This window comes from Thermosynechococcus sp. QKsg1 (genome assembly GCF_031586415.1).
Classification (GTDB): Bacteria; Cyanobacteriota; Cyanobacteriia; order Thermosynechococcales; family Thermosynechococcaceae; genus Thermosynechococcus.
The window spans coordinates 657,263-679,226 of record NZ_CP134200.1 but is presented as its reverse complement, the minus strand read 5'-3'; the positions used below and the strand labels follow the sequence as shown (position 1 = coordinate 679,226).

Genomic DNA, 21,964 nt, shown 5'->3' with positions numbered 1-21,964 from the left:
CCCTCAATGGTCTTGCTCGAGAGGAGTCGGCAAATCTGACACCGCCACTAAATGAAACCCCATTTGACAGCGAAAGTGTTGACATCCCGCTTCGGCAGTACTCCCTAGAGGCGCCCCACAACGGAGCTGACCCTCCTGCCAGCGGGGTTGGCCTTGGCGATCAGCAAACAAGCAGGATTGACACACAGACTGTGACGGTAAAATCTGATTTTGGGTGAGGATCACAAGCATTGGACACCTCCCGCCGATCAGAGCCTTTAATAGGCCGTCTTTATAGAACCTGATAAAAGTAAAGACTCTAACCCTAATGTTTTTATCTTACCGTGAAAGCCTAGGGGATACGGTTGACGACCACTGCTAACTTTGCTACAAATTGCAACTCGCAGCCCCTTGCTTAAATCGGCAGCCAAGACGGTATGGGGAAGACGGTTTGCTACGATAGATACTCTAAGATCAATGAAATTCTTGTTGCCCCTTGAGCTGTAATCCATGTTTGACGCCCTTGCCGAACGCCTTGAATCTGCTTGGAAAACCCTACGGGGTCAAGACAAAATTACCGAAAACAACATCCAAGAAGCTCTTAGGGAAGTGCGCCGTGCCCTGTTAGAGGCCGATGTCAACCTCCAAGTCGCTAAAGACTTTATTGAAAATGTGCGTCAGCGGGCGATCGGTGCTGAGGTCATTGCCGGGGTTCGTCCCGATCAGCAATTTATCAAAATTGTTTACGATGCCCTTGTTGAGGTCATGGGGGAATCCCACAGTCCCCTTGCTCACGTGGAGCCACCCCCCACGATTATTCTCATGGCCGGTTTACAGGGAACGGGGAAAACCACCGCCACAGCAAAGCTCGCCCTGCACCTGCGCAAAGAACGCCGCAGCACCCTCTTGGTGGCCACCGATGTCTATCGTCCCGCTGCGATTGATCAGTTGATTACTCTTGGCAAGCAAATTGACGTGCCCGTGTTTGAGATGGGTACAGAAGTTAGCCCCGTGGAAATTGCTCGCCAAGGGGTGGCCAAAGCCAAGGAACTCAGTGTAGATACCGTGATTATTGACACAGCCGGGCGCTTACAAATTGATGCCGAGATGATGGCAGAACTAGCGGCCATCAAGGAAGCGGTCCAACCCCACGAAACTCTCCTCGTGGTGGATGCAATGACGGGACAAGAGGCAGCCAACCTCACCCGTGCCTTCCATGAGCAGGTGGGGATTACGGGTGCCATTCTCACCAAACTGGATGGGGATACACGCGGCGGTGCAGCTCTTTCAGTGCGACAGGTGTCAGGACAGCCAATTAAGTTTATTGGTGTTGGTGAAAAAGTCGAGGCTCTCCAACCTTTCTATCCCGATCGCTTGGCCTCTCGCATCTTGGGGATGGGGGATGTCCTCACCCTTGTCGAAAAAGCCCAAGAGGAAGTGGACTTGGCCGATGCCGAAAAAATGTCCCGCAAAATCCTCGAAGCCCAGTTTGACTTTGATGACTTCCTCAAGCAACTGCGCCTCCTAAAAAATATGGGTTCCCTTGCGGGAATTATGAAGCTCATCCCCGGCATGAATAAAATTTCAACGGAGCAACTCCAGCAGGGCGAAGTACAACTCAAACGGGCGGAAGCAATGATTAACTCCATGACCCGCGAAGAGCGCCGCAATCCTGAACTTCTCGCTAGCTCCCCCAGTCGCCGTGAACGGGTTGCCAAAGGTTCTGGTTATCAAGTGGCCGATGTGACAAAGTTGGTCAGCGATTTCCAGCGGATGCGATCGCTGATGCAGCAGATGGGTCAAGGGGGCTTTCCGGGAATGGGGATGCCGGGTATGAACCCAATGGGTCGAGGGGGTCGTGCTCAGGCTCCCAAAAAGCCCAAGAAGCAAAAGAAACGCAAAGGCTTTGGCGTTCTTTAAACACTGCCCCAATTACAAGGGGCGATAGACCCGATAGTTAATGTGGGGAAAGATATTGTCAATAGCTTCCACTTTTTCCAGCCAACCCGCATCAATTTTTTGTGCCTTGATGTCATCATAAAGCTTGTGGAAGCGCATCAAGTGGCTACGGGTGCGGCGAACCGCATAGGGTACCATCGTTCCCGTCCGCATAATAAAAGCCCAGTCTGAGGATTGGGCAAGGAGTAATTCCCGTGCCGCTTGGTTGAGGGCACGCCAACTCAATTCATCCCACGGCTCCCCCTTGGCCAGTTCAATCATCCGTTCAGCAGCCTTATGGAGGTGGGGGTAAATCCAAGCATTGGTGTCATTCAGCCAGTATTCATGGAAGCCCTTGTAGCCCCAACTGGACTGGGACGGACGGCACACCTGCTGGGTGGGATGGGCGCGCAGATAGTCTGCCAAGTGGGTCATGGCAAAGGTGTCTTGGTCAAACCAGACCTTGCGGAAGAGAAAGTCAAGGAACCAAGGCCCTTCATACCACCAGTGGCCATAGAGTTCAGCATCGTAGGGAGAGACCACAATTGGCGGACGCTGCATTAGGTGGTGCAAGTAGCGAATTTGATTTTCGCGGTTAAACATGAAATTGGCAGCGTGCTCAGCCGCCTTTTCCCGTGCCCAATAGGGGTCGTAGAGTTGCTTGTCCCCTAAACCAAGACCGCGCCCGGTAATTTTGTGGTACTTAATCCCCGTATTTTTGCGTTGGCCATTGGGCATGATGTAGGGCTTGATGTATTCGTACTCCGCTTCCCACCCCAAGTCCTTGTAGAACTCACGGTATTCAGGCGCCCCCGGATAGCCCACCTCTGACGACCACACCTGCTGGGAGGATTCATGATCACGGCCAAAGGCAGCCACCCCAGTTTCGGTGAAAATAGGCGCATAGGTGCCAAAGCGAGGCCGCGGACGGGCATAGAGAATACCATGGCCATCAGTAATGAAATAGCGCAAACCCGCATCGGCCAGCATTCGCTCTAGGCCTTCGTAATAGGCGCATTCTGGCAGCCAAATGCCCTTGGGCGGGCGGCCAAAGGTTTGTTCATAGTGCTCACAGGCCACTTGCAGTTGTGCCCACACCGCTTGGGGATACATTTTCATGAGGGGCAGGTAGCCGTGGGTGGCACCACAGGTAATGATTTCAAGGTTATTGGTGTCTTGAAACTGCTTAAAGGCCTTGACGAGGTCGCGATCGTAGTTTTCCCATGTCTGCCGTACGCGGTTGAATTCTTGGGCATAGTGCTCGGCAAGGTAGCGGATGTGGCCATTGTAGGTATTGCGCTCTACCTCTAGTTCTGCCAGTTCCTCTAGTTTTGCCAAGTGCTGATCGTAGCGTTCCTGAAGTAGCGGATCCCGCAGCATTGAAATTAATGGCGGCGTCATACTCATGGTGATTTTGAAGTCCACGCCGTCACGCTTTAGCCCCTCAAACATCCAGATCAGGGGCACATAAGTTTCGGTAATTGCCTCAAAGAGCCACTCTTCTTCTAAAACGTAGTCACTCTCGGGGTGGCGGACAAAGGGGAGGTGAGCATGCAAAACCAGCGCTAAATAACCAATTGCCATAGGAAGCTTGCCTATTTATGTATTTGGGACAACGGCAGGGGATCAATGAGATCAGTTGAGTTTCCCTCATCTTAGGCGAAATAGCCAAATCTGCAACGGGTAATTTTTATCTTTTCTTCAGATTTACCGTTGGTGCCATCCTCCTGCGATTGATGGCGCGTACAGCTGCCCTTTGCTGAAATAGGGGATAGGAAATCAAATCCTTGCCGGCACTGGCTTTCACAGCTGTGAGCGTGTGCCATCCTTGGGAAAAGGGCTGTAGGGTTGCCAACCCATGCCTTGAAATTTTGGTTCTTGGGGTGGGTGGAGAATCTCGACAAGAATTTCAAGGGAATCCACTAAGCGGGGGCCGGGGCGGTTGAAATAGGCGTTGCCATCAACAATGTACAGTTGACCTGTTTGCAGGGCACGCAATTGCTGCCACTGGGGATAAGTGTGCAAGGCTTGGTCAAGTTCTTGACGGCTGCGTTCGAGGTCAAAGCCACAGGGCATGACAATGATCACCTCCGGGTCGATCGCCAGAAGTGTTGACCACTCAATGTAGGGGGAATGTTTTCCTGCTGTACCGAGGACATTTTCACCCCCCGCGAGGGCAATCAATTCCGGTACCCAATTGCCACTGGCCATGAGGGGGTCAATCCATTCAATGGTCGCGACTTGCCGCCGCGGGCGATCGCTCACCCATGCTTGACAGGCATGAATTCTGGTGTGTAGCGAATTCAGTAGGGGGTCGGGAGAGACACCGAGGGCAAGACCCACCCGCCGAATATCCTGCCAGACATCCTCAAGGCAATGGGGTTGGAGGGAAATTAACTGCGGTGGTGGCTCAAAGAGTCTGGCGATTGCCCCCTGCACCTCTGCAAAGGTTACAGCACAAACATCGCATTGATCTTGGGTAATGATGTGGGTCGGTTTTAGCGCTTGCAGGGTCGCCAGTTCCAAGTCATAAATGCCCAGAGCCGATCGCAGGAGGTCTTGAACCGCCCGATCAATTGCTAAACTTGACTGCTGTGCATCTAACCTTGCCCGTGTACAAACAGGCAATGTCTTCACCTCTGGCGGATAGTCACATTCATGGCTACGCCCCACAAGAAACGGTGTCAATTCTAGGGCAGCAACAATTTCTGTGGCACTCGGTAGGAGCGAAACGAGGCGCATCTTGTCGGCGATGCCAGGAGCCAGAATTGAACTGGCGACACGAGGATTTTCAGTCCTCTGCTCTACCAACTGAGCTATCCCGGCTTGAAAGTGCTTCATGATTCTAGCAAGCGTCTAGGTGCGATGACAAGTCTCTCAGAAAATCAATTAGGGCAAAGGCATACTATCGCATACTATATGGAAAGGTCTTGACCACGATTCTGGAGCCGACTAAGCTGCCCTTATAGTGACAGTCCCCTTGTGGAGCCTCCTAATGGGTATTCAAGTTGTTGCCACCACTCCCTTCAAGGATCAAAAACCCGGCACCTCTGGGTTGCGTAAGGCGGTACCTGTTTTCCAGCAGCCCCATTATCTGGAAAACTTTATCCAAGCGATTTTTGACACCATTGAGACACCGCAGGGGCAAACCCTTGTCCTAGGGGGTGATGGCCGTTACTTCAATGCTGAGGCGATCCAAGTCATCCTCAAAATGGCTGCAGCCAATGGCTTTGCACGGGTCAAGGTGGGGCAAAATGGCATTCTCTCAACGCCGGCAGCCTCCTGTGTGATCCGCAAGTATGGGGCGATCGGTGGCATTATTCTCTCAGCCAGTCACAACCCCGCAGGGCCACAGGGAGATTTTGGCGTTAAGTTCAATATTGCCAATGGCGGGCCTGCGCCAGAGAAAGTTACCAACGCGATCTATGAGCGGAGCCTTGCCCTCACCAGCTACAAAATCTACACAGCCCCCGATGTGAATCTGCACACCCTTGGGGAGTTTCCCTTGGGTGAAATGATTGTTGAAGTCATTGACCCCGTCGCCGATTATCAAACATTGCTGGAGACTCTTTTTGACTTTGATCGTATTGCTGAGGTCATTCGCAATGGGAAGCTGCGCCTTGTCTTTGATGCCATGCACGCGGTTACGGGACCTTATGCCCATCGGATCATTGAAAAACGCCTAGGGGCACCCCAAGGCACGGTGCAAAATGGTGTGCCGCTACCGGACTTTGGTGGTGGTCATCCCGACCCCAATTTGGTCTATGCCCATGACTTGGTGCAGCAACTCTTTGGCGAGCAGGCTCCTGATTTTGGTGCGGCCTCCGATGGCGATGGCGATCGCAACATGATTTTAGGGGCACACTGTTTTGTTACCCCCAGTGATAGCCTAGCCATTCTGGCCGCCAATGCCCAACTGGTGCCCGGCTACAAAGACGGATTAGCGGGGATTGCCCGTTCGATGCCCACGAGTCAGGCGGCCGATCGCGTTGCGGCCAAGCTGGGTATTGACTGTTATGAAACCCCCACGGGCTGGAAGTTCTTTGGCAACCTCCTCGATGCCGGTAAAGCCACTCTCTGCGGTGAGGAAAGTTTTGGTACTGGCTCCAACCACGTGCGCGAGAAAGATGGCCTCTGGGCTGTGCTTTTTTGGTTGAATATCTTGGCCGTCCGCCAAACCTCCGTGGCCGAGATTGTCAAAGCCCACTGGCAGACCTATGGCCGCAACTACTACTCGCGTCATGACTACGAAGGCATTGAGAGCGATCGCGCCCACACCCTGATGAGCCAACTGGAGCAAAAACTGCCCAGCTTCGTGGGTCAGACCTTGGGTGCCTACACCGTGGCCACTGCCGATAACTTTAGCTACACCGATCCAGTGGATCACAGCGTCAGCCAAAATCAAGGGATGCGGCTGATTTTTGAGGATGGCAGTCGCATTGTCTATCGCCTATCGGGAACGGGAACCCAAGGGGCAACACTACGGGTCTATTTGGAGCGCTTTGAACCCAATCCTGGCCAGCAGCACCTCGATGCCCAAGTGGCACTCGCCGATTTAATTCAACTGGCCAATGAAGTGGCGAATATCAAAGGCTTAACGGGGCGCGATCGCCCCACGGTCATCACCTGATCGCTATGAAAATTCTCCATGTGTCCGATATTCACCTAGGCAGTGGCCTCAGTCATGGCCACATTAACCCGGCCACCGGCTTGAATACGCGCCTTGAGGATTTTATTGCTGCTCTGGCCACCTGTATTGACCGTGCCCTCAGTGAACCCGTTGATCTGGTGCTCTTTGGCGGTGATGCCTTTCCCGATGCCACGCCACCCCCTCTCGTCCATGAAGCCTTTGCCAGCCAATTTCGCCGCTTGGCCGATGCCCGCATTCCTACGGTTTTGCTGGTGGGCAACCACGATCAGCACGCCCAAGGACAGGGGGGCGCGAGCCTCAGTCTTTATCGCACCCTTGGGGTGCCCGGTTTTATCGTGGGCGATCGCTTGGCTACCCATCGCATTGAGACTCGCCGCGGCAGTGTTCAAGTCATTACCCTCCCTTGGTTAACGCGATCTACGCTCCTCACTCGGCCAGAAACCAGTGGCCTTTCCCTTGCGGATGTGCATCAACTGCTCCTAGAGCGGCTGCGCCTTGCCCTTGAGGGGGAAATTCGCCAACTTGATCCGGCCTTGCCCACTGTCTTACTTGCCCATGCCATGGTGGACACCGCCCAGTACGGCTCTGAACGCTATTTGAGTGCCGGCAAAGGTTTTACGATTCCCCTGAGTTTTTTGGCGCGCCCCTGTTTTGACTACGTTGCCCTTGGCCATGTGCATCGCCATCAAGTCCTGTGTCACGATCCACCCGTGGTCTATCCCGGCAGCATTGAGCGGGTGGATTTTGGTGAAGAGGGGGAAGAAAAGGGCTATGTCTTAGTGAACCTTGCTAAGGGCAAAACAGAATTTCAGTTTTGTCCCCTACCCACCCGCCCCTTCCGCACCATTCGTGTGGACTTAACCGAGGTGGAACTGGATCCCCAAGCCGCCCTCTTGGGAGCAATCGCCCGCGGGGAGATCAGCGGGGCTGTGGTGCGGGTCATGTATCAACTGCGCCCCGATCAAATTCCCCTGATCAACCTCCATGAACTGCAAAAAGCGCTTGAAAGTGCCCACAGCGTCAGCCTTCTGCCTCAACTGGTGAATAGCCAGCCCATTGCCCGCCTGCCAGAAGTTGCCCTCGAACAGTGCCTTGACCCCAGCCATGCTCTGCAACTCTATCTGGATCATCACCCTGACCTTGAACCGCTGCACCAAGATCTGCTAGCGGCACTCCAAACCCTTGATGACCACTCTGAAGAAGAGGGTCAAGACACTCCAGAGATGCCGCGATCGCCTGAAGGGCGCGCTGCGCGATCGCCCGAACCTGTGATTCAGCAACTGAAATTGCTCTCCTAATATCGCAATTATTTGATTTTTATTCACCACACTTGAAAACGAAATTAAGGCGAATCATTTACCCTTCGAAATTTTCCCCGGTGGCATTGGCGTGCGCACTGGCCTGCGAACATCACGGGAACCAGACTGATGCATCAGGACAATCCCTAATTCGATCAACGCTACTCCCGCAATTGGTGTTGAGGGCTGAGCAACTCTTCAACCTTGAGCACCCCCCTAAGCAGTGGTAACTTTTCTCAGAGGTTAGGGCGAAAGCCCATGGCTTGGAATCTGAGGGAGAGGGGGCAAGGGAGTGTGCGGCATCTTGGGCAAATTTTTTCTTCGAGCTTGTTGACATTTTTTCTCATCTGACTTAGGCTAAGTTTTAGTGTTCTCCTCTCTGAGGAATCGGCAGGCGGGGTCAGTCATTGCGACGACCCCATTTTTTCTTTAGTCGCTACGGTTGATCCTCAGAAAGCGCTCGATCTCACGCCCCTGCGGGGAAGTTAACTATTGCCAAAAATTTGCAAATTCTTGGTAGGGAATATGGCGGCTACAGTACCACAGCACGGTATAGGGAGCCATCAGGTAAGGTTCTTCTTGCGCCTTAAAAACCGCAATTTTCTGGCAAACCCATGGGATGACTGTAGTTGAGATGTAGGGGGTTAGGGGCTGCTGCAAGTCATCGAGAGCTGCTAGCCCATAGTAAAAGCCGAGAATATCTTGGGTTTCCTGTGCCTTGACCAAGAGCGATCGCAGGGTCGCCAACACAAGGGGATGCTCAGGGGAAATGCGGTGAAGGGCACGCACCGCCGCCATCAATGTTTCCAGATCGTAGGCCTGCTGCTCAATGATTAACTCAAGGGTGTCAATGGCTTGGGGATGATTCGGACTAACAAGGCCAAGGGCGCCGGCAAGGGCAATCTGGTGGGACTGCACCGTGGCCAAGCCCAAATAGCGCTCTAGTCGGCCAACAACCTCCCACTGCTGCACCCCCGCTTGGTGTAAACAGCGACTGGCAAGGATCACATCCTCTAGGTATGAGGAGTTACGAAAAATTTCTAGGGCAACATTGCTAGCTTCAACCGCCCAACGGCCTTTTGCCGTAATCAGAACAGAGGCGATCGCCAGTTTCAGGCGGTTAGACTGTTGGGGATAATGGAGCAGCCGCTGTAAAAACTGCTGTAGGCGCTCTCCCGTGGTGCTGTCCCAAACGCTCCTGACAAGCTTGGCATCTAGCTCCTTGAGAAATTGCTGACACTCCGCTAATAGTTCTTCGCGCACTTGGGGCTTGGTGTCTTGGCGTAAGGTATCCTCTAAAACTTGAAACGCTGTACTGAGGTGGCTGACATTGGGATATTGCTGGGCAATCAAAAAAGCGGCACGGATGCGGGGGAGTTCCTGCTGTTTAACAACTAGGGATTCAAGATAAGGCAGTAGCTCTCGACTAGAAACCCGTGGCAGACATTGGCGAGCCTCCGCCCCAAGGGCAGGAAAGAAAAAGGCCAGCTCCGGTTGCTGGGGAAAGCCGCCAGTGGTTTGTTGGACACCACAGGCCCAGTGGCTCATATTGGCAAGGGCGTGTTGGTAGTTTTGCTGCGGCGTTTGGTGATTCACCCCCTTGGGCATGACCGTTACCCAGCGACCCGGATCATCTTGCAGCGCTTGGGGTCTCAGTTGTGCCAGTTCCAATTGCCAGCGACACCAGTAGAGGAAGTTGGGGAATTCAGAAGCTTTTGACGAGGGGCGATCGCCAAGCGGGACAGTCGCAGGACTGGCGTCAGATCGCCGTAGGTGGTGCCAGTGTAGGCAGCGGGCTTGGGGATGGCGGCAAATTAAGGGAAGCGCTGATGTGCCCGGCAGATGATCATCGCAGCGACTCAGTTCGCGTAATTGCGATCGCGCTTGAGCTACAGCGGCATAGAGATCTGCACCGCCGTGAAAGTTCTGTAAAAAGTACTTCAAAAACAACTCAGCGGCAATATTCGGAACCGCTTCGCGCATCACGATCGCGTGGGGCAAGCCCAACTGAATCAAAAACTGTCCTAGGGGAATACTGTCGCAGGAATTAAAGATCGCCAGTTGCAGCCCCTGCTTCACTGCGGTTTTAAGCGTCTCATAAAGCCTGTAAATCTGTAATGGTTCCTCTTCATTGTTGATAGTAATGCCATTACCCTGACTATGCCCAGCAAAAAAGAGAATGTCCCAAGGCTGACACCACAGGGAATAGAGTTCACTTAATTGGGGCGATCGCAGGCAGTGGAGTTCGACATTGGGCAACGCCCTGAGAGCCTCAAGATCCCCCTTGAGATCAAGGTCGCCACTCGCGCCAAAAATTGCCAGAATCCGTACTCCCTCATGGTGCGCTGTCGAAGACTTCAGGGACTGATACACCATTGGTGAAAACACCACATCCAGATTGCTGTGTTGGCGAATCGGTGTCCAGTCGTGCCATGGATAGCGCCACAGTTCAACAAAATCTGTCTGCACAGAAATGCGGTGAATCTCGTTCATCGGCGGCGGCAAGATAAAGTTGCCTAGGCCAAAAAATGAAGTCTGCTCCTTAGAAAGTGAAGTTTGCTCATTGATCTGTTCCTCGCAGAGATAACAGATGCGCGTATTGTGCAACCACGTGCCAAGGGTGGTCACAAGGTCAGTGTAGTTTTGCCGTACCTCTTTAAGGAGGGTGGGTTGCTGAGTACCAATGTTCGTAATCTGGTTACCGCTAGCCCCCAGACGAGTATTCTTCGCATAGCCGTGATAGGCGTCACGCCACTGCCGATAGCGGTGCGGAAGGTGAGGCATTGCTGGAAACTCTACAGGATACACCCCATAGGCATCCACTTGGCTTTCTGTCCCCAGTAATAGGCGACCCTTGAGGGAATGCTGCTCAAGGCAACCCCCGTAGATTTCGAGACAGACGTGTTTCATCGCAGCGGCAATCAAAAAGAGCCAATGCAGCTAGACAACAAAAGTTTCCGTGATCTTAGCATCTCCATAGGCCAATGTGATGCCAAAAGTTTCGCCAATTTGTCCCCAAAACTTGTACTGCACCGCTTGATCCTGCTGCCGACTAGTGACTTGGGCAAAGGTATTGCCATTGGCCTCAGTAATCATCAAAACCAAGTCTGGGGGCAACGTTTCACCTACCTTGAGGGCAGTGACGCGCACAAGAATATTGGCAGACATCGTATCTCGCGGCAGTACGGCCATGACCAAGCCGAAGGACTGTCCGCCGAGGGCAAGACCCAAGTCCACGGTACGAGTTTTCCACACCCCTGCTTCTGGGGCAGTGGCATCTTTAGCGTGGAGATATTCTGCCGCCAGCCAGCGCAATCCTTCATCGGCAGTGGTGGCAATCAGGTCTTTGAGGAGGGCAACCGCTTGGCGACAATCCTCCGTTGCCAAGGCTTGGCGTAATTGAGCTTGAGCTTGCATGGCTTCTAAGGTGTCATTGGAGCGCAATGCCCACTCTGGCGATGTCCAGCCCAGCTTCCAACTGAGATAGGGATTGATCATAGCGCCCTCCTCAAGCAGTTCCTGCACGTCTTGCCACACTTGACCCAACAGGTTGCTCACGCCCTTGGTCTTGGCATAAAGCCATAGACTCAGCCGCTGCGGATGACAGGCCAAAAAGAGATCAAGGCGATGGCGAGGTTGCCCAATGATGTGCAGCCATTCCTCTAGGGGTAACACCAAGCGGGGCAAGAGAATCTCACCACTGGCAATTTGCTGAAGCGTGGCTGTGGGAATCGCAGTTGCGGCAGGTGATGGAACAGGGATGTGATGGCAGGCCGGCAAGGCAGCGAGGAGGGGCACATCTTCGATCATGTCCTCGCGATCGAGGGTGTAGGTACGGCTCAAGGCATCAATGGCAGAACGATTCACGCTGCTAGTCGGTGCATAGCCCCAGAGTCTGACCTGCGCTTCTTCGGCAAAGACTTGGACACCCAAGATGTAATCGGGTTTCCAAGCGGCAATGTGCAACCATTCCTGAGGAATGCGGCACTCGTCAAGCTCTATGGAAGTATCAGGCACAATCAACACTTGACCAATGGCGGTCTTCAGCAGGGTGCCGTTGACAAACTCCCAGAAGATGGGCAGTTCGACGGTGGAGAGGAAGGGGTCGGCACTGATGCCCATTGCTGCGAACCAGTCACGCACAGCTACATAGGCCATCGCATTTATTCGGACACTGCCACGACGGTAAGCGCGGGCAGCCGCTGTGATCTGCTCAATCCACTGGCGATCGCCACCATCTGCTAAATCAATGTGAACATGTTCCGTGTGCGCCATCGGTGGCGCATCTATGGCAGTGAGAAACGAAAGTGATAGCGATGTCATGGTTTCTTACCTAAGTACAACAACTCCCAAAAGTTCATACCGTTTACAAAACAGTCAAGATGCACCCTCATAACGACAGTGTTCTGCCATACCCACCCGACCACACCGTTGACAAGACGCTCTTAACACTTTATAGCCCCCCTTTAACCACAGATTGATAGCCACTGTTACCTCCTTAAGGCGTTGAGGATGCGTGGGTTGGTTAAGGCCTGCGAGTAGCACTTTCGCCAAATGACCACGAATCCGCTCTAGGACGCGAGACACTTGATATTGTTTTGGAAAACCTAAGCGCTGGGCAATTTCTTGTTGGCTGACCTGCTCGCAATAGTACAGACAAAACACCTGACGACTGGTGTCATCCAGTGCTGCAATCGCATTTTTCATCATTTCAAAGACCCGTTTAAGGGTTTCCTGTTCTTCCTGTTTCAGGGTTGCTTCCCAAGGCGTATTTCCTCCTTCTAGGGTGTCCCAAAACCTTTGCTCAGCAGGATTCACCACCTGTGGTTGTTGATAGGCACGCAAGGCGTCGATCGCTTCGTGGAGCAGGGTTTTAACTTCGCTAGGGGTTACAGCGGGGAGATCAGGACAACATTGACGATAGGTTTTAGCCACCTGAGCCAACAGTGCCTGATCGGGAGCAGTGGTCTGATCCGCCAACTCCTGCCACAATTTGACAAGGGCACAGATTTGACGAACGCGATCTTCTGTGTATCCTTGGTTCTTCAGGGCTGCGGAAAGAGAACGGGAACCGCTGTGTTTGAGTAGGCCCCAATCTGATTTCCGAACCCCCACCAGCGCAGCATACACACCGTCATAGATACGGCGATAGGCATAGGTGGATAGCCGCGTACCCCGCTCGGGCTTAAATTTGCTCAATAACTTGAGGGGATCATTAGTGAGACAGCAAGCCTGCTGAAAACAGTCACTGACCTGATGCATCCCGCCCAGTTTCTCCCGCAGGGTCATGGCTACAGACCAACTAGTTTCTTGGAGATAGCAAAATAGACCCCGCCGCCAGTACTGGGCATCATCATGGTTCGGCTGACTCTGGAATTTTTGGAGGAGGAAGACAGCCGTCGGCTCCGGCTCCTCGAGGTTGTACCCCGCTGCTGTGAAGTAGGCCTGTAGTTGGCGATCGCAATACCAGCGCGGGCGATCGGAACCGTCAAATCGGAGCAAAGCAATGAGTTTATCGCAGGGTTGGCGTGTCATCAATCGCTCTCACTAGATATCAATCAAAGGACAACCGTACGGAGAAACGTGACCGCCTGCTTTATTCACTGGGCATTTTCATCCATCCTCCTGTTACAACCCTCCATTCATTTATCCAATGGCGTTTTTACAAATATGCACTCGCCTTGCAGATTTTAGAAAAAATTTTTTACCAACCTTCGTGGCGGCTAGCCCCCACTCTATCAACTCCTAGCGTCACAGGGGGAAGATGATCCATATCACAAGTCAAGAGTGTTTTCTGTGGCACACTACGATCAAGATTTGCGATATGCCCATGTTTAACCCACTCACCATTCGGTTTTGGGGCGTGCGCGGCAGTATTCCCTGTCCCGGTTCCCACACTGTCCGCTATGGCGGTAACACTCCCTGCGTGGAAATTCAAGCTAATGGTCAACGCATCATTTTTGACGGCGGTACGGGTTTACGGGTTCTGGGGGAGCACCTAATGAGTCAACAGCCGGTGGCGGCACATTTATTCTTTACCCATACCCACTGGGATCATATTCAGGGTTTTCCCTTCTTTCAGCCCGCCTTTGTACCGGGGAATCAGTTCCATATCTACGCCGTGCCGGGGAAAAATGGTCAGGGCATTGAACGACGACTGAATGATCAAATGCTGCACCCCAACTTTCCTGTCCCGTTGCAGATTATGGGGGGAGATTTGCGTTTTTATGACTTGGAGGCGGGCGAACAGGTACACCTAGGCGGTGGTGTGGTGGTGAGTAATGAAGCCCTGAATCATCCGGGTGGGGGGGTGGGCTACCGTGTGAGTTGGCAGGGTATCCATGTGGCCTATATCACAGACACGGAGCATTTGCCCGATCAGTTGCATCCGGGGGCGTTTGCCTTGGCCGATCGCGCTGATGTGATGATCTACGATGCCACCTATACCGATGAAGAATACTATCACCCGCAGCAGAGCAAGGTGGGGTGGGGGCATTCCACATGGCAGGAGGCGGTTAAGCTTGCCCAAGCCGCCCAAGTGAAGCAACTGATTTTGTTTCACCATGACCCTAGCCACGATGATGACTGTCTAGATCGCATTGGTGAGTTGGCACGGGCACGATTTCCGCAGACGCTGCTGGCTCGCGAGGGGCTAATGATTTCCGTCTATCCAAATGTGATACACTTCCCGGCGACGCCTCAAGCAAGTTAGTCCTGTGTTGCCTGTCGTTCTTTTACCGGGATATTTAGCGGCTGCCCCTGACTATTACCCACTGCGGGATTATCTGCGGCAATTGGGGTTTGTGGCGGAGGTGGTGCCCCTCAGGGTACGCTCGTGGTTTCCCACGTTGGGGGGGCGATCGGTGGCGCCAATTTTACAGGCCTTGGATACCACCATTCAGCATGTTCTGAATACAACAGGGGCGTCCGCCGTGCATCTCATTGGCCACTCAGCGGGGGGCTGGATTAGCCGCATTTACCTAGGGGATCAACCCTATGATGACCAAGTTTGGGCGGGTCACAAATGGGTGCACACGCTAATCACGTTGGGTACTCCCCATCGGAGTCAGGAGCGTTGGACGCGCCGCAATCTTGACTTTGTGAACACCACGTACCCCGGTGCCTATTACCCGCAAGTTCGCTATGTGTGTCTAGCGGGCAAGGCCATCTATGGCACACCACGCGGTTCGTTTGCCAATTGGTTTACGTATCAAAGCTATAAACTCACCTGTGGCGAGGGTGCCTGTTGGGGAGATGGGGTGACACCGGTGGCAGCAGCCCACCTTGAGGGGGCAGAGAATCTGGTCTATGAAGATGTGCTCCATGCGCCTCGCAGCCGCTTGCGCGATCGCCCCGATGCCCCTTGGTACGGTTCCCCAGCAATTGTTGCTACTTGGCAGCAGTATTTGAAAGCCAGTTAGAGGGCACACCGCTCAAATTGCCAGCGGTAAACGGCTAATCCTTTACTGAGGACACATTTTTCCCGTTCTGTCGCGACGGGCCAAGGACTCTGGGGTAACCAATCGGTACAGGTTGAGCTAAAGGCGGCATGGGCACGAAACTGTTGCACCATTGATTCAGCCACCTCAAAGACATCTGACTGAAGGACAACACGCCCACCAGCGGGCAGGAGTTCGGCAAGGGTGGCCACCAGTTCAGGGGTGACGACGCGGCGTTTATGGTGACGGCGCTTGAACCACGGATCTGGAAACTGAATCGTGACGGTGTGCAGGGGGAGTCCGCCGAGGATTTTGCCCAAGTGGACATTGGCATTGCCCCAAAGGTAGTGGAGGTTCCGAAGTTGCTGGCGATCGCGCCGTTCATTGGCCGTCACCACCAGCGGGTAGCGAATTTCCAGACCCAGAAAATTTTGCTCTGGATACAGTGCTGCCATTTCTAGCAAGAACGTCCCCTTGGCACAGCCAATATCGAGATGTAAAGGCTGCGAGGGTTGCTCGTAAATCGTTGCCCAATCGGGAACAGCAATGTCCTGCTGGAACTTTTGACTGAGAGGGTTAACGTGTTGTCGCACCCGTACCGCCATGGCGCGATCGCTCATCCAAAACTCCCTAATGTACTGCCGCTATAGCGTAGCGTATATCACTGCAAAGTTAGAAAAAACTGCCCTCAAACGCTGAGGACAGCAAAAACCACCTAGGGCAATGGGATCGTCCAGCGGCGTGGTACGACCCCAAACTTATTGGCAGGCGAGTTACTCCTTCAAGAAACCGCTGTAGGCTTCCATGCCATGCTCGCCGATGTCCAAGCCTTTGAGTTCCTCTTCTTCGGAAACACGAATGCCAAGCGTTTGTTTCAGAGCCAGCCAAAAGATACTGGTCAGCAGTACAGTAAAGCCACCGACTGTCAAAATACCGATAATCTGAGCAATCAACTGAGTCACTCCGTGGCCGGTGAGCAAGCCTAACTCTTTGTCAAACAAGCCAACAGCTAAGGTACCCCAAGTGCCGCAGACCAAGTGGACAGAGGTGGCGCCGACGGGGTCATCAATTTTGATGCGGTCAAAGAAAAGGACAGAATAGACCACAATCACACCGCCAATGGCACCAATGATCACGGCACTCCAGTAAGACACACCTGCACAGGGTGCTGTAATGGACACTAATCCCGCCAGAATACCGTTGATAATCATGGAGAGGTCAGGTTTACCAATGGCTAGCCAAGCGGTAATTGTTGCCGCAACCCCGCCGGCTGCCGCCGCCAAGTTTGTTGTGACTGCGATGTAGGGTACAGCTTCATTCGCGGCCAGTTCAGAACCAGGGTTAAAACCAAACCAGCCGATCCAGAGGATCAAACACCCCAGCATGGCAAAGCCCATGTTGTGGCCGGGCAACGCCCGAGGCGTACCATCTGCGGCATACTTGCCAAGCCGTGGTCCTAGAAACGCAGCGCCCATCAGTGCCGACCAACCGCCTACGGCATGAACCACCGTTGAACCGGCAAAATCCTTAAAGGCAATATCTGGGCCAAGGAAACCAATGTTGCTGAGAAGGCCACCCCCCCAAACCCAGTGACCCGTAATGGGGTAAGAGATACCAGTGAGCAGGAGGCTGAAAATCAAAAAGTCAACAAACTTGATCCGCTCGGCCACTGCTCCAGAAACAATGGTGGCTGCGGTTCCTGCAAAGGCAGCTTGGAACAGAAAGGCCACAGCGATGGGTAAGCCCTCCGGAAAGGGATCAAGACCGTAGGTTTCGGGGTTTTCACTACTGAGGAAAAAGCCCCCTAGGCCAATAAAAGCATTGCCCTCGGTACCAAACATGAAAGAGAATCCGATCGCCCAGTAGGCAAGGGTGGCCAAGGCAAAAACAATTAGGTTCTTAGAAAGAATGTTGACAGCATTTTTCTGGCGGCAGAAGCCAGTTTCCAACATGCCGAAGCCAGCATTCATGAAAATCACCAGAATGGCTGCAATGAGTACCCAAATGGTGTTGAGTACTCCTTGAACTGTTTCAGGGGTGAGGGGTTTATCCTGTGCCTGAGCAGCCACTCCCCAAACAGCCACAATGATTAAAGCTAGGGGAATGCAGGCGACAAGGGCTGGCGATCGCCAGCGGAAATTGGGCTGCCGGTCGAGGTTGCGTAACGGGCGCTTTTGCCGTCTCGCACGTTTCAGTTTTAACTTGGACATCGCTTTCATTCTCAACGATTATGGAGTAGAGTTGCACATGAGTTCAGCGGAGGAGAAATCGCAGTTGCGGCACCATCGCGCCAGAAAGTTATCTGGCTGTTGTTTGGCTTGAGCTGAGCAAAGCATTGACCCGCAATTAACCTTTGATTGCACCAGTTCTCACAGTGGAAAATCTGTATCGGGTTATACATTTACCTTGACGGCCAAAACCGCCTATCCTAGGAAAGGCAAATAGCTTCAAGTTTGCGGGTAACGTTCCTCTAGGTGTGAATGGATACGATCTGGGAGTTGGATTTTTATTCCCGTCCCCTTGTGGATGAAAACAACAAAAAAATCTGGGAATTGCTGATTTGCGATCGCCAGCAACAATTTCAGTTCAGCAAAACTTGTGCCGGCGCTGAAGCCAATGCCCGCTGGTTAGAAGCTGCCCTCAAAGAAGCCATGGATCAATGGCGGCAGCAACTGGGACTGGCAAACAGTGCTCAACCCGATCGGGTACGTTTTTTCCGCCGAGCCATGACCAGCATTATTACGCGGGGGGGAGAAGCGGCAGGATTAGTGATGGTGCCCAGTCGGCGCACGTTTGCCCTCTATGATTGGCTGCGCGATCGCGCCACAAACCTCTATCCAACCCTACCCAACTACCAAGCCGATCTGGCAACGCCACCCCAGTTGATCCCCCCTGCACCTCAACCTTTACCACCAGCCCTGCGGGGCGATCGCTGGCAATTCAGTGGTCTTCCTCTGGGGGAAATTAAAACGGCTGGTGAATGGGAACTGCCCTTTGGTGAGGTACCCCCACTGCCCTTTTTGACCCTCAGGGACGATACGCTACTGCCGGGGTTAATTATCTATTCGCAGCGCGCACTGCCCTTAGCGGGTTGGCTATCGGGATTAGAGCCGGCCTATTTGAGTTTTGAGGAGAACCCCCAACCGTTATTGGTATTAGAAACAGGAGCGAGCGATCGCTGGGTTCTCATTAGTGGCCGCAATCCCCAAATTCAGAAGGAACTGGCTGCCTTTAGGGACGCCTGTACTCAAAGCCAGGGGCTACACTTTATCGCAGTGAAGGAACGACCGGAACAAGATGCATTGCAAGGCTTTTGGTTGTTGCAGCAAACCCCTGAAGTTTAGACTAAAGCAGCTTTTCAAGGCCATAGATCAAGCGTTTGAGGTGCGTGACTTTGCGAATGGCAAGCAGTACCCCCGGCATATAGCACTGGCGATCGCTGGTGTCATGGCGCAGCGTATAAATTTGTCCCGGTGCCCCAAAAATCACCTCCTGATGGGCAATCAGTCCGGGGAGGCGAACACTGTGAATGCGAATTTCAGCGTCAGCGCACGCCCCTCGCGCCCCCGTGAGATGTTCGGACTCCTGCACTTGGGGGGGGTTAAAGGTTTTGCCCAATTCTGCTAAACGCTGCGCGGTTTGAATGGCGGTACCACTAGGAGCATCAGCCTTTTGGTTGTGGTGCAGTTCAATGATCTCCACGTGATCAAAGTACTGGCTTGCGCGGATGGCAGCCTCTTGGAGCAGCACCATGCCAATTGAGAAATTCGGCGCAATGACCACCCCCATATCGGCCTTGTCGGCAAACTCGGCCAGATCTTCAATTTGTTCTGGACTCAAGCCTGTCGTCCCCACCACCGGATACACCCCGTAGGCGATCGCCATGCGCACATTCTCATACACTGCTTGGGGATGGGTAAAATCCACCATGACCACGGGTTGTTTTTCTTGGGCAGCCGCCACACACACCTCTTGCAAGCTGCCGCTAATGGGAATCTCTAAGGCTCCTAGCCCCAAGGCTTCACCAATATCTTCTCCCACCTGCTTGCGATCAACAGCCGCATAAAGGGTCGTGTCAGGAGCCTGCTGCACTGTTTTCACAACTTCGCGTCCCATTTTACCGAGGGCGCCAACAACAATCACTGGGATGGATGTACTCATGCCAAACTCCGACACAGACCACAGGCTAGGATAGCGCGATCGCTTGGCGATACAATAAGCCAATGCTGAGTATTTTGTCCTAAAGGCACGATGTTAGTTTTTTCTTTTCCTGAGTTGGTTGAGCGCTGTCAAACTTGGACACCAAAGCGGCCGGGCTATGCCGTCTGTCCCTTGGATCACCACAACCCTGAGCTAGCCTCTAGTCTCTATCGCATTGAGCCAGGACAAGCTAACTATCCCCATTACCACCATCGCGGTGACGATATTTTCCTGATTGTATCGGGAGTTGGTGAACTGATTACCTACCCGATGACGCCCCCTGCGAGTTCTGTGGCGGCAACCGCCTTGATCCGTACCCCCGTGGAAACCGGCTCCTATGTCCATGTGGATGCCCAATGTCTCCATTGGCTGCGGAATTTATCGCCGGATCAGCCCCTGTACTACTTGAACATTGCGCCCCTTTCCCACGAGAGTGATCGCGTCGATGTCACCATTGAGGGCTGGAGCTAAGAAAACAGTTATTCACCCTTAAACTTACTGGCTGCTTCCTCAAAGGCCTTGCTCAACTCATCCCACGCACTCTGGAACCCTGCTTTGAGGGACTCCCAAGCATCATCGCCCGCTTCTTTGAGGGCAGCCAATTGCTGAGTAATCTCATCACGTTTGGTCTTGAGGGCTTCAATTTTAGCTTCAATATCTGCCTTGACATCTTCACCCGCTTGATCCGCCTTTGCCTTGAGTTGGTCAAGCTGGGCACCGAGTTGTTGCAGCTTCGTTTCCATTTCGCCTTGGTAGGTCAAGCGATCGGACATATAACTATCCTCCCTTGCTCAAGATAAATACCTACGATGACTCAAAGCATCCTAGATGGATAACAATGCAAGGGTGGCATACTCCGTGCCATGGGATCAAGGCATTGGGGATATTTTGTAAAAGTTACTTTCATTTCCACACAAAGCGAATTAAAAAACTAAAGAATAATTAAAAAATGTGTCTAATCATTTTATTTTGTGTAGTGTGTCGAGAAATACAATCAGAGAACTACAGAGAAATCTATACTTTTCATTAGAAAGTCAGGGGGATACTCTCTGCATTAACCGCAGCCTGTTTCTGCAACGCAGAGTGATAAGTAAGCTAACTTCATACTTTTTAGAATGAGGAGCAACTTTTATTTCTGTGTTGAGTCCCTGTGAAATCGGCTAAATCTGAGTTGAGGTTGCATGTCGTGGAGAGAGAAAGCGCTTTTCAAGCATCTAATGCAGGGGTCTGTACCAGCAGTGCTTGGATTTTTAAGGGGGAATCTTTAATTGTTTCTGAAATTTTCAGCTTTTCCGAATATTGTTTGTTAGCTTGCAGGAGCAAGTGCCTGACTTGATTCTAATCACTGAATCACGGACGCCCAGTCAATTCACCTGATCTAGTAATTAAAGTTATTCAGTGTTTCGAGGCGAAAGAGATGACAATTGAGCCAATCAATTTTATGGCAATAATGGTGCGACGAGTCCAGTTGACTGATGAAGACAAATCCCTGTTAGCTGAGGCTGCCCCTTGGGGAAAAGAAATTGCTCCACAGATGGCTGATATTTTTTATGACTACTTGGGGCGGGATGAAGAGATGAATGCCATCCTCAACGCCACAGAAGGACGCATTCATCGCCTCCATCAAACCTTCATCGACTGGTTCCATGAAATGTTCACAGGGATGGATGGTTGGGGCAAGGCCTACGCTGAGCGCCGCTGGAAAATTGGTCTGGTTCACGTGCGCATTGGCATTGGGCCCCAGCATGTGGTACCCGCGATGGCAATTGTTGTCAACGCCGTGCGGCAAAAGTTAAGGGAAGCCAACAAATCCGAGGCCCTCAGTGATGCCCTAGGCAAAATTTGCATGATTGATCTTGCCTTTATTGAACAGGCCTACTTCGAGGTGTCTTCCCAAGCGGTTCTTAAGGAAACCGGTTGGACCCAAGCACTATTTCAACGGCTAATTGCCACAGGGGCTGCTGCCATGTAGGTCACCTAGCAGTCATTGTTGAAAAAGTTCCCATATCTTTACGAGGATTAGACTATGCCAATTAATGCCGCAAAACTTGAAGCTACATTGCAACACTTTGTTGCCAATGCCAGTAATGTCCAAGGGGCAGCGCTTGTGTCTCCCGATGGTCTGACGCTGGCGGCAACCTTGCCGGGGGGAATGGATGATGAACGGGTGGCAGCGATGTCAGCGGCCATGTTGTCGTTGGGGGAACGTATTGGACGAGAGCTAAGCCGGGGCAAAATCGAGCGCATCCTTGTAGAGGGTGCCAGTGGGTATGGCATTCTCACCAGCTGCACCGAAGATGCGGTTTTCCTTGTGCTGGCGGATGCCTCTGCCAAATTGGGCATTATCAACCTTGAAATTAAAAATGTTCTGGCTGAATTGCAAACCCAACTCATGGGTATGGGGCAAGCCGTGAATGTTTAGACCAGCCTGATTCCTCTGTGTTTTGCCGTAATTGAGG

General features: G+C 52.7%; 19 protein-coding genes and 1 tRNA gene. 9 read left to right on the top strand and 11 right to left on the bottom strand.

Translation table 11 applies throughout. The features are described from left to right. Nucleotides 1-3 precede the first annotated feature (3 nt). A complete protein-coding gene (locus RHP47_RS03385) occupies nucleotides 4-231 on the bottom strand; it encodes a hypothetical protein (RefSeq protein ID WP_024125006.1) in 228 nt (75 codons plus the stop codon). 258 nt (nucleotides 232-489) lie between these two features. On the opposite strand from RHP47_RS03385, the gene ffh reads away from it, so the two are divergent. After that, a complete protein-coding gene (ffh, locus tag RHP47_RS03380; protein ID WP_286626592.1) occupies nucleotides 490-1,899 on the top strand; it encodes a signal recognition particle protein in 1,410 nt (469 codons plus the stop codon). A 12-nt stretch (nucleotides 1,900-1,911) separates the two neighbouring features. Here ffh and RHP47_RS03375 read toward each other — a convergent pair whose 3' ends face one another. The 3 genes from RHP47_RS03375 to RHP47_RS03365 all read right to left on the bottom strand — a co-directional run bounded on the left by RHP47_RS03375 (nucleotide 1,912) and on the right by RHP47_RS03365 (nucleotide 4,743). After that, entirely contained in the window at nucleotides 1,912-3,501 is a 1,590-nt protein-coding gene (locus RHP47_RS03375) for a glycoside hydrolase family 57 protein (protein WP_149818172.1), read from the bottom strand. Nucleotides 3,502-3,720: 219 nt separating this feature from the next. Next, a complete protein-coding gene (locus RHP47_RS03370) occupies nucleotides 3,721-4,659 on the bottom strand; it encodes a cobalamin-binding protein (RefSeq protein WP_286626590.1) in 939 nt (312 codons plus the stop codon). A gap of 11 nt (nucleotides 4,660-4,670) precedes the next feature. After that, nucleotides 4,671-4,743, bottom strand: a tRNA-Phe gene (locus RHP47_RS03365). Nucleotides 4,744-4,912: 169 nt separating this feature from the next. On the opposite strand from RHP47_RS03365, the gene RHP47_RS03360 reads away from it, so the two are divergent. Both RHP47_RS03360 and sbcD read left to right on the top strand, forming a co-directional pair. Beyond that, the gene (locus RHP47_RS03360; protein WP_310841043.1) at nucleotides 4,913-6,547 is read left to right on the top strand and encodes an alpha-D-glucose phosphate-specific phosphoglucomutase; all 1,635 of its coding nucleotides are present in this window, start codon (nucleotides 4,913-4,915) and stop codon (nucleotides 6,545-6,547) included. 5 nt (nucleotides 6,548-6,552) lie between these two features. After that, nucleotides 6,553-7,866, top strand: a complete 1,314-nt coding sequence (sbcD, locus tag RHP47_RS03355; protein ID WP_190278194.1) for an exonuclease subunit SbcD — start codon at nucleotides 6,553-6,555, stop codon at nucleotides 7,864-7,866. A 489-nt stretch (nucleotides 7,867-8,355) separates the two neighbouring features. Here the strand turns inward: sbcD and RHP47_RS03350 are convergent, their stop codons facing one another. Genes RHP47_RS03350 through RHP47_RS03340 form a run of 3 tightly spaced genes read right to left on the bottom strand, consistent with a single transcriptional unit; the run spans nucleotide 8,356 to nucleotide 13,401 of the window. Next, nucleotides 8,356-10,776 carry a CHAT domain-containing protein gene (locus tag RHP47_RS03350; RefSeq protein WP_310841042.1) on the bottom strand — a complete coding sequence of 807 codons (2,421 nt, stop codon included), beginning with the start codon at nucleotides 10,774-10,776 and terminating at the stop codon, nucleotides 8,356-8,358. Between the two features lie 30 nt (nucleotides 10,777-10,806). After that, the gene (locus tag RHP47_RS03345) at nucleotides 10,807-12,189 is read right to left on the bottom strand and encodes a DUF1822 family protein (RefSeq protein ID WP_286668933.1); all 1,383 of its coding nucleotides are present in this window, start codon (nucleotides 12,187-12,189) and stop codon (nucleotides 10,807-10,809) included. 54 nt (nucleotides 12,190-12,243) lie between these two features. Continuing rightward, nucleotides 12,244-13,401, bottom strand: a complete 1,158-nt coding sequence (locus tag RHP47_RS03340) for a sigma-70 family RNA polymerase sigma factor (RefSeq protein WP_310841041.1) — start codon at nucleotides 13,399-13,401, stop codon at nucleotides 12,244-12,246. Between the two features lie 289 nt (nucleotides 13,402-13,690). Between RHP47_RS03340 and RHP47_RS03335 the strand changes: the two genes are divergently transcribed. Next, the gene (locus RHP47_RS03335) at nucleotides 13,691-14,578 is read left to right on the top strand and encodes an MBL fold metallo-hydrolase (protein ID WP_286626584.1); all 888 of its coding nucleotides are present in this window, start codon (nucleotides 13,691-13,693) and stop codon (nucleotides 14,576-14,578) included. Nucleotides 14,579-14,582: 4 nt separating this feature from the next. After that, the gene (locus RHP47_RS03330; RefSeq protein ID WP_286626583.1) at nucleotides 14,583-15,287 is read left to right on the top strand and encodes a triacylglycerol lipase; all 705 of its coding nucleotides are present in this window, start codon (nucleotides 14,583-14,585) and stop codon (nucleotides 15,285-15,287) included. Here RHP47_RS03330 and trmB read toward each other — a convergent pair. Together trmB and RHP47_RS03320 are read right to left on the bottom strand one after the other, a co-directional pair. Continuing rightward, nucleotides 15,284-15,925: a tRNA (guanosine(46)-N7)-methyltransferase TrmB gene (gene trmB / locus RHP47_RS03325; protein ID WP_310841039.1), complete on the bottom strand. Its 642-nt coding sequence runs from the start codon at nucleotides 15,923-15,925 to the stop codon at nucleotides 15,284-15,286. The two genes, RHP47_RS03330 and trmB, sit on opposite strands and share 4 nt — an antisense overlap. Nucleotides 15,926-16,078: 153 nt before the next feature. Then, nucleotides 16,079-17,524, bottom strand: a complete 1,446-nt coding sequence (locus RHP47_RS03320) for an ammonium transporter (protein ID WP_149818152.1) — start codon at nucleotides 17,522-17,524, stop codon at nucleotides 16,079-16,081. A 261-nt stretch (nucleotides 17,525-17,785) separates the two neighbouring features. On the opposite strand from RHP47_RS03320, the gene RHP47_RS03315 reads away from it, so the two are divergent. Then, entirely contained in the window at nucleotides 17,786-18,649 is an 864-nt protein-coding gene (locus RHP47_RS03315) for a Tab2/Atab2 family RNA-binding protein (protein ID WP_302679836.1), read from the top strand. 1 nt (nucleotide 18,650) lies between these two features. Here the strand turns inward: RHP47_RS03315 and dapB are convergent, their stop codons facing one another. Continuing rightward, the gene (dapB, locus tag RHP47_RS03310; protein WP_190278192.1) at nucleotides 18,651-19,466 is read right to left on the bottom strand and encodes a 4-hydroxy-tetrahydrodipicolinate reductase; all 816 of its coding nucleotides are present in this window, start codon (nucleotides 19,464-19,466) and stop codon (nucleotides 18,651-18,653) included. 90 nt (nucleotides 19,467-19,556) lie between these two features. On the opposite strand from dapB, the gene RHP47_RS03305 reads away from it, so the two are divergent. Then, on the top strand, nucleotides 19,557-19,976 hold the full coding sequence (locus tag RHP47_RS03305) for a cupin domain-containing protein (protein WP_286626579.1): 420 nt from the start codon (nucleotides 19,557-19,559) through the stop codon (nucleotides 19,974-19,976). Nucleotides 19,977-19,984: 8 nt separating this feature from the next. Here RHP47_RS03305 and RHP47_RS03300 read toward each other — a convergent pair whose 3' ends face one another. Then, a complete protein-coding gene (locus tag RHP47_RS03300; RefSeq protein WP_149818146.1) occupies nucleotides 19,985-20,278 on the bottom strand; it encodes a hypothetical protein in 294 nt (97 codons plus the stop codon). Between the two features lie 644 nt (nucleotides 20,279-20,922). On the opposite strand from RHP47_RS03300, the gene RHP47_RS03295 reads away from it, so the two are divergent. After that, on the top strand, nucleotides 20,923-21,477 hold the full coding sequence (locus tag RHP47_RS03295; protein ID WP_149818144.1) for a protoglobin domain-containing protein: 555 nt from the start codon (nucleotides 20,923-20,925) through the stop codon (nucleotides 21,475-21,477). A gap of 54 nt (nucleotides 21,478-21,531) precedes the next feature. Next, the gene (locus tag RHP47_RS03290; protein WP_149818142.1) at nucleotides 21,532-21,927 is read left to right on the top strand and encodes a roadblock/LC7 domain-containing protein; all 396 of its coding nucleotides are present in this window, start codon (nucleotides 21,532-21,534) and stop codon (nucleotides 21,925-21,927) included. The last annotated feature ends 37 nt before the right edge of the window (nucleotides 21,928-21,964 follow it).